This window comes from Acinetobacter sp. ME22, assembly GCF_022012315.1.
GTDB lineage: Bacteria > Pseudomonadota > Gammaproteobacteria > Pseudomonadales > Moraxellaceae > Acinetobacter > Acinetobacter brisouii_A.
Genome location: NZ_JAKLTL010000001.1, coordinates 310,444 through 323,787, shown reverse-complemented (window position 1 = coordinate 323,787; position 13,344 = coordinate 310,444). Strand labels below are relative to the sequence as shown.

Here is a 13,344-nt window from a genome sequence, read left to right as displayed (position 1 = left end):
CATGGTATTGCAATTTTTGGTGATAACACATGTATGGTTTAAAACGCTCAAAGAAAGATGAGTCAGGGATGATTCAGGGTGCTGGAACTGGCACTTCCGATAGTATCCAGAAAGATGTGCCTGTAGGCAGTTATATTATGCCAGCAGATTCCACACAAAAAATTGGTGCAAAAAATCTTAAAAATCTAGGAAGTCCCCAATCTGTTCGTGTGAATGTTTCAGATGGGGAATATTTAGCTGATCCTCAGCAATTGCAAGCTATAGGTGGCTTTGTGCTTGATCGTATGAAGCAAGCAACACATACACCAGTTGACCAGCAAGGCTTTGGTTTAAAACAGGGTACTGGATATGCTTCCCGACAGGGCAATGATCTTCAGCTTGGCTTAAATCCTGAAGCATTGGCAAACTATCAAAATAGCTCTAATGTAAAGATTGGGAAAAGTGGTAAGCCTGAGTTATTTTTTGCGAATGGTACCCCTGCTAGTGGTGTGCCAGATGATTCATTTACCGCAGATGTTCTTCGCACTAATAGAGATGCTGCTGCAAACAGTATTAGTAAGGGAAATTATGCTCAAGGAGTAGGGCAGATGGTACGTGGTGTTGTGGGTGCGGTTCCTGCGGCTGCATACGATGTTAGTAAAAAGGCTTATGATACTGTTGGGCGACCAGTTGCTAATGCAATTGATGGTTTTCTAGGAACGGGTGGAGATCAATCTGCACCATCACCCAAACCAAATGCACAACCTAAACCCAAAGTACCAACAACCAATAACAATACAGGTGTGACAGATAATCCATTTGGCGATAAATCAGCACAGCAAGCAGCAGCTAAACAGGCAGCAGCAAAAACACCTGTTAATAATATTTTTAATTTAGGTCAAGATCAGCCGCAAAACCAGCAAAGCACTCAGTCAAATCCTTATGCGATTCAGCAAAAAGGGAATAGCTTTAGCTATAGTAATCCTGCGGCAGCAGCCCAAGCCCATGCAGCAGGTATTCCTGAACTGCAAAATTCTGGGTTTGGAATGAGGAGAACAAGTGATCCACGTGGCGTGGCTAATTTACTTGCCAATACCCGTGAAATGGGTCCCAATGATCAACAAATTCAAAATGCAATTGCACAGCGTGAAGCTTCTGTTGGAAATGGTGGTGGATTTGGTGCACGTGTTTACAGTTTAGGAAATAGTAGTCAAGCTGCTGATACATTGCAAAAGAGAATTGATGATGTAAGTCAACCAATACCAGGATCAAAAGGATTGACAGCAAGCCAACGTAATCAGATTGTAGAATTGCAGAATGGGTTTGATAATCGTGCCAATGATGTCTATAAAACCGATGCAAATAACGCAGCCGCATTGCAGCGTGAAGCAATGGGTCAGGCTGGCGCTAACTATCGTGCAGATCTACAGGAAGGTGGGCAAAATAATCGTTACTTTGCTGGTCTTGCCCAAGATACCCAGAAATTCAATGCAACAAATGATTTGGCAAATCGTCAGTTTGGATTGGAACAAAGCCGTTATACACCAGAGATCATGAAACAACGTGCTGAGCTAAATGCTTTACAGCGTTATGATCAAGCAAAAACTCCAGAGGAACGACAAGCGGCTGAGGCAGCATTAGCCACTCTGCGTGGTCAGGTGAAACAGTCGAGTGAATCAGGTAAAGATCGTTATATCACTGTGGGCGGTGGACAGCAGTGGGATGATAAAGCTCAAGGGACACTTACTCAGCCACAAAGATTGTTTGATACGAAGACGCAGAAATTTGTTGATACAACAGTGCAAATACCAATCCATCAAAATCCTGCTGCTCAAGCGATTGTAAATAATAAATCACTTGATGAGGCTAGTAAGCGAAAGGCGCTTGCTGATTTGGGTTATCAAAATAATTAGCAAGACAGGAAAGCCACCGTAAGGTGGCGTGTTTAAATACAATCCGATTTTTTCGGCTTTTTCTTTTAGGGCGGTATCCTCGTTTCATTTAATAAAGCAAATTAGCTTACATTTTGTTTAAGAAATAATCAGAGTGTTTGTTGAATATTCGAATTTGAGCTATTACCTCAAATGAGGACAAGTCCTAGTGTATCTATCGTGTGATTGTTTAAAAAAAAGTTGAAGGATTCTTAAATTGTATCCACGACTGAATGCAAAAATTATCAGCACTTGAGCAATTTTGTTGATCAAATTCCTCAAGTGTAATTACTGTGCAGTATTTTCCTGATGGTATTTTGAGATGCTTTTCATCTTTAGAAATAATGCTCTCTACATAATGATTAACTATAAGTTGATTTTCTGAAGCTAAGCCATCGCTATTGAAATGAGGATAGTATTCTCCTATAACATAGCCATTTAAGTCAGACCCAGAATAAGGCTCAGACAAAGCATACAGACGTATACGTAATGACCCTGTATGTGCATCATTTTGCATATTTAAATCTGTATATTTAACGCCCCATGTTATTTCTGTTTTTACTGGGTTGTTATCAGATAGTTTGTAGCTGATCGGACCATAAAATTCTAATCCTTTGGCTGAAGAGCCTGAATCTTCTTTGCAAGTTAAAGAGGAAGATATGGGAGGGATAATTCCATTTTCTGGTTGTTCTTTTGAGCTAGTTGTTTGTGTGGAGTCGCTTGGAGTTTTCTGTAATTGAACTTTGCTTGCTATAAGATCCCCAATAATTAAGAAAATGAAGGCACTGACAAATAAAATAACCAATCCACTTAACAACGGGATTGTCCAAGATTTTTTTTCATATGTATCTTTGAGTTTTTCTTTAACATATTTAGGTTGAATTCTAGCGAAAGAAAAGTACCAAACAATAAGATATAAAAGTCCTAAGCTTCTAGGGTATGTATCCAATTTAACAGGATCATCCCAAATAAATGGCGCACCTAGATTTATAAAAAGAATAAATAAAATTGAAAAAATAAACCAGTTTCTTGCATTGTCTGCCTCATCTTTATTGCCTAGAGTTTGCCAATTTCTGAATTGTAAATATGAGCCAAATATAGGTGTAAATAAAAGGCTCCAGTTTGCAGCAGCATTTGGATTCCAAAGTTCAATCTGCTTCATTTGGGTTTGTACTGATTGCTGCTCAATAATTGTATTTTGAGTATTTGAAATTTCTAATCGAGCACCACAGCCACTACAGAACTTCGCATCATTACTATTTGATTGACCACATTGATTACAAAACATAAGTGAAACCATTATCTATAATTTTTTAAAATGAATTTATTCAAAATATTTACGCTATGACTTAAAAAAGTAATAACTTAATTTTTAATATTTTATATCATCTTGAGATTATTGGCATTCAACTAATCGCTGAGATGTGCTTAGTAGTCCCACCCCTCTAAGGCATGACCTAAAAGACAAAAATAAGAATCATAGATGACATACTAGATAGGAGTGTGTCATGGGTCAGATTGATGATATTTTAAGTGGAAAATTAAAATTTGATATTCCACAAGAAAAAAATGAAAAATCAGAAGAACAAGGCAATCTTAGCCGTGGTTTTGAAACAGCTATGCGCCAAGTGCCACAAACGATTGGTGGTGTAATTGGCTTGGCTGGCGATGCAATCGGAAGTGACGCAGTCAAAAGCTATGGGATGAATATTTATAAGAATCAGTCCCAAAAAATTCAAGATATTTCAAAAGATAGTGACTCATTTACAAAAGTATTAAATGGTGATGCTAGTCTAGGTGATTGGGCTGGTTATGGTACGGGTTATGTTGGTGGGCAAGCTCTGCAAGCACTGGCAACTGGCGGTATTGGTGGGTTTGTTGGTAAGAAAATTGTACAAAAAGGATTGGCAAATGCTGTAGAGCATGAAGCTGGTAGTCTTGCAGCACAGGAAGCAGCAAAACAAGCAATTAATAAAGGTGTGAAATATGGTGCAGGGACTGCTTTAGGTGCAAGTAATTTTGTACAAGAAGCAGGTTCAATTTATCCAGAAGCATTAGAGCAAGCTGAGAAAGATGGTCGTACACTTGATGGTGGTGATTTAGCTCGTGTTGCAGGTGCCGGATTAGCTGCAGCAGGTGTTGATACTCTAACCGATATGAGCATGTTAAAGGGTGTATTACATGGAGGCTCTAATTCATCCAATATTTTAAAACGTGCTGCAAAAACTATTCCGATGGGAATGTTAAAAGAAGGTGCAACCGAAGGGATTCAGACAGGAATTGAGCGTTGGGGTGCACAACAAGATTTAGGTAGTAAAGAAGCAGTTACAGATTATGTCGATTCTGCTGCATTGGGTGCATTAGGTGGTGGTCTAGCTGGAGCTGGTGGAGCATTACGCCGTTCAGGTCATGGAAATACTGAGGCAGCTGTAGAAACACAGCAACCAAACTTACCTTCTAATGAACAGTCAGGTAATATCCAATCTCCATTTTTAGAGCAATTTGATAATTCATCTCCAATTATTGATGAAAGTAAACTTTATGATCTTACAGGTATTCCTCCTGCACCAGTAATCGATAAAGGCAAGCTGCCGCCTGATACGCTCAGCTATGAAAATGGAGTTGATTACACGCAACCACAAACTGATCTTAGTCAAACTGATCTAAATGAATTTCAAAAAAACATAAATAATGGAATTGATTACAGCCAAACACCAGCACATGCAAATTGGTCATTAGATACTACCACCCCCCAAATTTATGATAATTCGATTGATTTTGATTCTAAAAGAACCAAAGATCTGCAATCACAAGTGGAATTTAATGATTTATATGGTCACAGCACCCCAAATCCACTTATTGATTACCCCACTCTAAGTCCATTTAGTGATGTTCAACAACCTCTAATTAATCAAAAAAAGTTGTCTGAGCAAATGGGTATTGATCCCAATAATGGCCCAATGTCATCAGCAGCAGCTTTAGCGTTAGATTCAGGTGCCTCGTCAGTATTACAAACAAGTCTTGTACAAGAGCAGCAAACACAAGGTCAAACCGTTGCACCGCTTAGTGATGCAGTGCCAAGCGATTATCGTCAATTAATGGAACAGAATAATGGACAATCCTTTGGGACAGGCTTTGAAAATGCAGCATTACAGCAAGGAAATACGCAAGCTGACAATGCAAGCAAATCACGTCCTCAACAAAATGAATCTGCTACTCCAATCTCAGTAAAACCGACATTCACCAGCAATCAGGCCGTTGGCTCGGTTGGCTATGCTCAAGATGTTGCGAAACAGGCTGTTCAGCAATACCAGGGTGATAAATCTACCTTAGAAGAATCTAAATCATCCTTAACAGGCAAAGGACCTGCAACAGATCTTCTCTACTACAAAAACTCCCCTTCATTTAGCAATGTTCAGGTTGAACCGAATGCTTCAGGTGATAAGGCAATTGTAAAACTCACCAGCGCAAAAACAGGCCGTATTGAACAGCGTGAATATCCAAGTTCACTGATTGATTTTAATAATTTCTTAGAAGGAACAAACAGTAATGCCTCAAAAACCGCGCAAGACAATCTACAAAATGGCAAGACAGAAACTCAAGCAGCAAGTGAAAGCCCAACAGCTTTGGATAATGCTCACCAATCTACTGATCAAGCTGCTGGTCAGGAAGTACATGATCCTCAAGATCAAATAACAGCATTAGAAAATCAGCTTTCTAATGAAAAAAATGTTGTTCAAAAAACCAAGCTGCGTAAGCAAATTAATGAATTGAAAGCAAATCTAGCTGCATCCGCTGCCAAGGATTTAGAAGTTTCAGCACATACGGCAGCAACCAGTCCTGAGAACAATTTGCCTGAGCCGACACAGGCACAAAAGGAGGCTGGAAATTACAAGAAAGGACATGTCCAATTTCATGGCCTAGACATTTCGATTGAGAACCCACGTGGATCTGATCGTACAGGGCAACGTCCAGACGGTACAGAATGGCGGCACACCATGACTGACCACTATGGCTATATTAAAAAGACCATGGGGGCAGATGGCGATCATGTCGATAGCTATATTGGCCCTGATCTTGAATCACAGCATGTTTATGTCGTAGACCAGGTTGACCAGAAAACTGGAAAGTTTGATGAGCATAAAGTCATGCTTGGTTTTAATGATCAGGACACGGCAACCAAGGCATATCAGGCGAATTTCGATAAAGGTTGGAAGGTTGGCCACATTCGTGCAATGACCATGAATGGTTTTAAACAGTGGCTTAAAGAGGGTGATACCACAAAACCTTCAGCAGAGTTTGATGATAAGACCGAAACAGTCACAACAGCCGCAGGGCGAGATTTACAGGTACGCCCAAAAGTTGTTGAAGCATCGGATCTGATTGCATCTAATACATCAACAGGCACGGTCAACGAGGCTTACCCTCAAGAGTTGCAGCCACGCGACCGCACACGCCTAGCATCACTGCATCAGATCAATTCAATTGCCAATGATTTAAAACCCAACCTGTTAGGGAAAAGTCCAAGCGCATCTCATGGTGCGCCAATTGTATCGAGCGACAATATTGTTGAAAGCGGTAACGGTCGTACATTGGCAATTGCCCAAGCGTATGCTCAAGGCAAGGCGGAGCATTATCGTAACTGGTTGAAATCCGAAGGTCATGACATTACAGGCATGAAGCATCCTGTATTGGTTCGTGAGCGTATGACACCGATGTCGATGCAAGATCGTATGGACTTTACCAAAGAAGCAAATACGTCCAATACATTGAATTTGAGCGCCACAGAACAGGCACAAAGCGATGCAACAAAACTGAATGATGCAATTTTGAGTCAATATCGTGGAGGGGATTTAACGCTTTCAAAGAATTTAGGTTTTGTTCGCCAGTTCATGTCTCAAGTGATTGGCCATACTGAAGCTGGCAATATGATCCTGGATGATGGCTCATTATCACAAAATGGAGTACGTCGAATTCAAGGTGCTTTGTTGTATAAAGCCTACAGCGATGAAAGCTTACTGCATGAAATTTTAGAAAATACCGATAGCGATATTAAAGCGATTGGTAATGCTTTGCTCGATGTCTCAGGGGATTGGGCATTGATGCGTGAACAATCTGAAAATGGCACGATTTCGCGCCGTGTCGATGTTACACCGAACTTAGTTGAAGCTGTACAGCTAGTTCGCCATGCACGTGCGACTGGTACACATATTTCAGAAGTGATCGAGCAGGGTGATATTTTTGAGGGCGAGATTGATCCAGTGACACAGGATTTTATCCGTCTATTTTTCCGTGGTGAAAACTACAACCGTCCAAGTGGCCGAGATTCTGTTGCGAGTGCATTAAAGTATTTTGTTGGTTTAGCTACAGAAACTAAAGCTGGTGAAAATATATTTGGTGAACCTGAACTTACAGGGCAAGAACTAATTCGAGGTGTAAATGAAAAACTCTCCAACCAAGAAAAAAATAAGCAGCAACAAAACCTCTTCAGAAGCCAGAGAGCTAATGACTCAAATGCTGGAAAGAACGGCACAACAGGAGAAGGACAAAGAACTGGCCAATCAAATGAAAGTTCGTCGAATCAGCCAAAAACAATAAAAGAAAGTATTGAGCAAATTCATGCAGAAAAGATTCGTCAAAAAACCATAAGTGATTTACATAGCGGTGTTTACGGTAAGGCATCTATAGCAGATTTGGAAAATTCACTTAAACTTTTAAATAAACAAATCCAAAAAGCCCATAAACAAAGTGAAAATGAAGTTATTAATGGTAAACGAAGTACTCGAAAAGCTGTTTCATCAGGTGCTTTAGATCGTTTCTTAAAAAATCGTGTTGATTTAGAAACTTATATCAAAGCAAGAAAGTCGGGTGAAGTAGAGCAAAGAACGTCAGTCATTGAAAAATTTAGTCGTGAGAGATTAAAACCTGATCAAGAGCGCAAAGGCGTTTCATCACTGGATACGATTTTTGGAACTCTCTCTGCTACTACCGCTATTCAGCGTGTTCTTGCGATTCTTAATCATCTCAAATTGTCCGCTACACAAGATACGTCTCTGAATGGGCGAATTACTGTTGGAACTGCTGGAATTAAAGGGGGCTTTAATATTCAAGTCATTTCTAGCTTTGATGGACTTCCAACGAAAATACAACAAGATGCAACTTACCAAGATGAAAATGGTGATACCAAAAATTATGATGTAAGTGGTGTTTGGCATAATGGCACACTCTATGTGGTTGCCGATCAGGTATATGGAGATAGTGACAAGCAGCTTACTACATTTGATGCTTATGAGGAATTATTAGCACATGAAATCATTGGGCATTTGGGTGTTCAGCAGATCTTTGGTCAAGAATATAAGACCAAGTTACAGCAGCTCTATAATGCACTTGGTGGTTTAGAGGGTATCCGCAAAATTGCTAAGGAAAATAATGTGGATATGCAGCAGTTTGAGGGTGCATATATCCAACCGTATACTCAAGCAGCTAAAGATGGCATTTATACTCAATCAGATGTGCAGCAAGCACTGGTAGGGGAGTTATTTGCATTCATTGCACAGAATGCTGAAAAAAAACCACTGATTCGACAGAAATTAAAAGAAGTTGTGGGTTATCTTCGCCAGTGGTTGCGTAATCACGGCTTTGAAAAACTATTATCTCGCTATAACGATGCTGATTTAATGATGTTTTTGGCTGAAGCACGTAAAGCGGTTGTTGACCAAAAGTATTTTGGAAAATATAAAGATCGAGACATTTCTAAGAATAATGGTGATGAATTATTCAGCCGTGGTCAATCAGAAACACGTACTACCACTTCGGTAGAACAAATTCGAGATAAGCTTTCTTCACGATTTGGCGAAGCCATTATTTCAAAATTGGAACAAGATAGTAAGCTAAATATTCTTGAAACCTATGATCAGCAAGGGATTGAAGGTTTTTATCAGAATGGCAAGGTCACTCTAATTGCAGATGCATTGACCGAAGATAGCATCATCCCGACATTTCTGCATGAGCTTGGCGGTCATGGCGGTTTCCAGAACATGATGAACCAGGAACAATATTCAAACTTGATGAAGCAGTTTGATGAGATGGTTCGCCGTGGCCATCCTGTTTTTACCGAGGCTAAGCGACTGGCTGAGCGTGAGTCAGATCCAGCAACCCAAAAGCTCGAATATCTACCTTACTTGCTATCGCTTGCCAGTCACATGCAGATTAGAAATGCGATTCAGAAAGGTGCATTGAAATCATTTATCAGCAATTTAATCTCAAATGTAAAAGCTTGGCTCTTTGATCGTCTTGGTATGAATATCAACTTGAATCAAGATGATATGGTGGCACTGGCTGAGCGTATGATTAACAAATCTGCTAACCATACCGACCAACAAGCTATCAGTTTTAGTGAGAAAGATAAGTCAGTCTTTACAGATGCTTTTACAATTTCCGAGGCTGAACAGCAACGTGTGGCTAAAGAAATTGATCGATTGGCTGAGTCTATAAAAAGCTATCCAGAGCCTGTAAAGATGAAAATGCCACCAGTATTACTTGCTTTAAATGCTGTCCGTGAAGGTTTGAATATTCAGAATTTACCTTTAGAACTGGATAAACAAACTTTAAGAAAAATTATGGGGCGTGTTGATGGTAAACAGGACTATGCACATCAATTAACAAGAGAACAAGCTAAACAACTATTTGGTGAAATTACCAATCCTGTAATGGTGTTGGAATCAGATACAGCAGGTGGATTGGTTATCGTAACAAATCTACAGGATACAGATGGAAACCCATTCATTTCCGCAATTCATCTTGATAAGCGAAAAGGTAAGTATCATTTTAATGAGATTGCCAGTGCATATAGTAAAAATAATTTTGAGACTTGGATTAAAAATCAAAATGGGAAAGGGAATGTAATTTATTTCAATCAAAAGAAAAGCCTCACTGATCTGACGCTTCCCCCGCTCCAATTGCGGGGAGTAGTAGACCGTAAGGCTTCTGGTCAAAGTGTACTCAGCCCTGATGATGTTGTCAATTTCTTTGAGAAGAACAGCGACACTCTGTATTCACTGAATGAAAGCAAACACTCGCCATTTCAAAAAGCAATTGACCGTATTCTTGCTGGACATACACCGCAGCAATTTATCAAGTTGGGTAAAACACCTGATGTTTTAAAAATGATTGGAATGCCAGGAGCATCGATCACTATTCATGGCCGAACCATTGAAAAAGTGATGGGTGAGCATTTAGGTATTGAGCAGGGAAATCACAGTAATTTGCATAATTTAACACCTGAAACATTACGTCAGTTGCCTCGGCAAATTAATCATCCAATTGCTATTTTTAAATCTGGTGATACAGCCTCACGTGATGGTTATGTAGTTTTAACTGAATTGCATGAAACAGATTCAATAACTGGTAAAGAAAAACCTGTCGTTGCAGCTTTACATGTCAAAAAATCCAATTCAGATATTGAAATTGTGAATGTTGTAAGTGTTTATGGACGATCTAAGTTGCAGCTACAACGTGCGCTGAATAGTGATTTGTTATATTGGCATAAAGAAAAAGGCCAGCTATTTCTAAAAACCAACGGGCTTCAATTGCCACAGGAATTACAATCAGATGCTGACCTTTCAAGTTCTAATATTAAAACAAATGAAGATTTAGTCAAGTATCAAGATAATCCTTTATACAGTCGTAATTTTGATATTAATGAATCTCTGAATAAACTCAGTGAAAGTATTAAAAATGCGTCTGTACAATCCATTCAGCGGCGCATGGGGCATACCCTAAAAGACTGGTCAAAGATCGGATTACAGGCATTAGGTCGCCGTCAATTGACAGAAATCTATCATAAGATTTTACCGCAGTTGACTAAATACAGCGATTTAGTCGCTCAAATGGACGCTGATAAAAACGATGCTGGTGCCGAAGCTGACACCTTAGCCCGTAAATGGGGTGAATTGAGTGATGAGCATGCATTAGCTGAATTGATGCATGATTCAACCTTGGCACAGATTGACCCAGCTAAACCTCACCAGCACGGTGATAACTACCTGAAATATGTTGCCTTAAGACAGCGTTTTGAAAGCTTGTCACCTGAAGCTCAGAAGGTCTATACCGATGCACGTAACGCTTACTCTAAGCAGCATCAAAATATCCGTGATGCGATCCGGGAACGGATCTTACGTGCCAGCATGAGTAATGAGCGTAAAGCTGAATTATTGCAGCAAATGGATGCAGACTTTTTCCACAAATTAAAAGGTGTCTATTTCCCATTGGCGCGTTTTGGTAAATATGTGGTGATTGTGCGTAATGCCAATAATGATCAAGTTGAAAGTGTGAGTCGTGCGGAAACAGAGGCGGAAGCATACGCATTACGTTCTGAACTTATCAGGAAATACCCTGATAGTAAGGTTGATAAAGTCATCTTAGATAAGGATTACAATGCCAAGAGTGACATGGTTGGTCGTGGCTTTATGTCAAATCTCTATAATGAGCTGGACAATTTAGGTATCTCACCAAGCCAGAAAGCGCAGTTAGAAGATACGTTAGGACAGCTTTATTTAGCTTCTTTGCCTGACTTATCTTGGGCAAAGCATGGGATTCACCGCAAAGGGACTGCTGGCTTTAGCCAAGATGCTCGCCGTGCATTTGCTCAGAACATGCTTCATGGTGCTGGATACCTTGCGAAATTACGCTATTCAGATTTGCTTGATGACCAACTCTTAGAAATGCAAAAGTATGCGGATAACAAGACCAAGGAAGATGCTGAATATCATCATCCAACTGCTCAACGGGTCATCGGTGAAATGAAAAAGCGACATGAAAATTTGATGAATCCAAAATCAAATCCACTCTCGAGTACGCTTACCAGTGTCGGATTCCTATATTACCTTGGTCTATCGCCAGCATCAGCAGTTGTAAACTTACTGCAAACACCGTTAGTGACTTTACCTGTAATGGGCGCAAAGTGGGGGTATCAGAAATCTAGCCAGGCATTAATAAAGGCATCTGAACAGGCAGTCAAAGCCAAGAATGATCTATCTAAGATTCTTACTGGTGAAGAATTACAAGCATACAATGAAGCGGTAAGCCGAGGGGTGATTGATGTCACTCAGGCACATGACTTGGCTGGTATTGCTCAAGGTGAGGATAGCGGTGTGATGTGGAAACTACGCCCGATTATGCGCTGGGCAAGCTTCTTGTTTCACCACGCGGAACGCTTTAACCGATCTGCTACCTTTATGGCAGGTTATCGTTTAGCTAAAGAAAGTGGAGCAAGCCATACCGAAGCATTTGATCAGGCAGCAGATGTAACCTACCAAAGTCATTTTGACTATAGTGCAGGTAACCGTCCACGACTCATGCAAGGCAATGTGGCCAAAGTTATTTTCCTATTCAAACAGTTTGGCCAAAACATGGTTTATTTGCTGACACGCCAAGCATATCAAGCAATTAAGGCAGAAAAGCCAGAAGATCGAGCACAGGCACGTAAAACATTAGCAGGTCTATTGACGACTCATGCCTTAGCATCTGGCGTACTTGGCTTGCCATTAGTCGGTATGTTATTAGCTGGGGCATCCATGATTGGTGGTAGTGATGATGAGCCATGGGATGCTGAGGTGGCATTGCGTAACATGCTGGCGGATCTCTTTGGTGATACGGCATCAAATATGATTGCGAAAGGGGTATCACGTGCTACGCCGTGGGATATTTCTGGGCGTGTTGGCTTGAATAGTCTGATCTTACCTGATGTTCAGGAGGGTTTAGAGGGACAGCGTTGGGCTGAATCCGCAATGGCTGGGGCACTTGGACCAGTGGCAGGGATTGGCACAAACTTTTTAAAAGGATTAAACAATATTAGCGATGGTAACTTTGGGCGCGGTTTGGAAGATATGTTGCCAGTTGCTTTAAAATCTCCATTAAAGTCAATGCGCTATCAAATGGAAGGTGCTCAAGATAAGACAGGTATTAGCATTTTGGATGAAGTTAGTACCATGGGTGTGATTGGTCAAGCACTTGGCTTCTCGCCATCTGATGTCCGTACAGCGACTGAGGGGAAATCCGCTATTTATCAAATGAATACACGCTTACAAGCGAGACGTTCTCAGCTACTTGCACAATTCTCACGTGCCAAAATGAATGATGATGAAGAAGCATTGTCGGAAGTTTGGAGTGAAATTGAGCAGTTCAATGCCAAGAACCCATCGCGCCGTATCACCAAGCCAAATGCGATGCAAAGCTATCGTAACCGTATGCGCCGCATCGATAATGCTGAAAGTGGTGTTTACATTCCTAGGAAGCATCATGAGATCCTTGATGAAGGTCGCTTTGCTTTTGACAATTAAGACCCAACCCCTGTAAGCCTCGCTTAATTTCCTCAATTTCTAAAAACTCTACGTTCAAACGTGGAGTTTTTTTTATTGCCAAAATCGGGGGAAAC

At 40.5% G+C, this 13,344-nt stretch carries 3 protein-coding genes; 2 read left to right on the top strand and 1 reads right to left on the bottom strand.

Translation table 11 applies throughout. The features are described from left to right. The first annotated feature begins 29 nt into the window (after positions 1–29). A complete protein-coding gene (locus tag LVY74_RS01550; protein WP_237813527.1) occupies positions 30–1,892 on the top strand; it encodes a hypothetical protein in 1,863 nt (620 codons plus the stop codon). A gap of 208 nt (positions 1,893–2,100) precedes the next feature. Here LVY74_RS01550 and LVY74_RS01545 read toward each other — a convergent pair whose 3' ends face one another. Continuing rightward, positions 2,101–3,198, bottom strand: coding sequence for a zinc ribbon domain-containing protein (locus LVY74_RS01545; RefSeq protein ID WP_237813526.1), 1,098 nt, complete (start codon positions 3,196–3,198; stop codon positions 2,101–2,103). 220 nt (positions 3,199–3,418) lie between these two features. Between LVY74_RS01545 and LVY74_RS01540 the strand changes: the two genes are divergently transcribed. After that, positions 3,419–13,249 (top strand): PLxRFG domain-containing protein, encoded by a 9,831-nt coding sequence (locus LVY74_RS01540; RefSeq protein WP_237813525.1) that lies wholly within the window; start codon positions 3,419–3,421, stop codon positions 13,247–13,249. Positions 13,250–13,344: the final 95 nt, after the last annotated feature.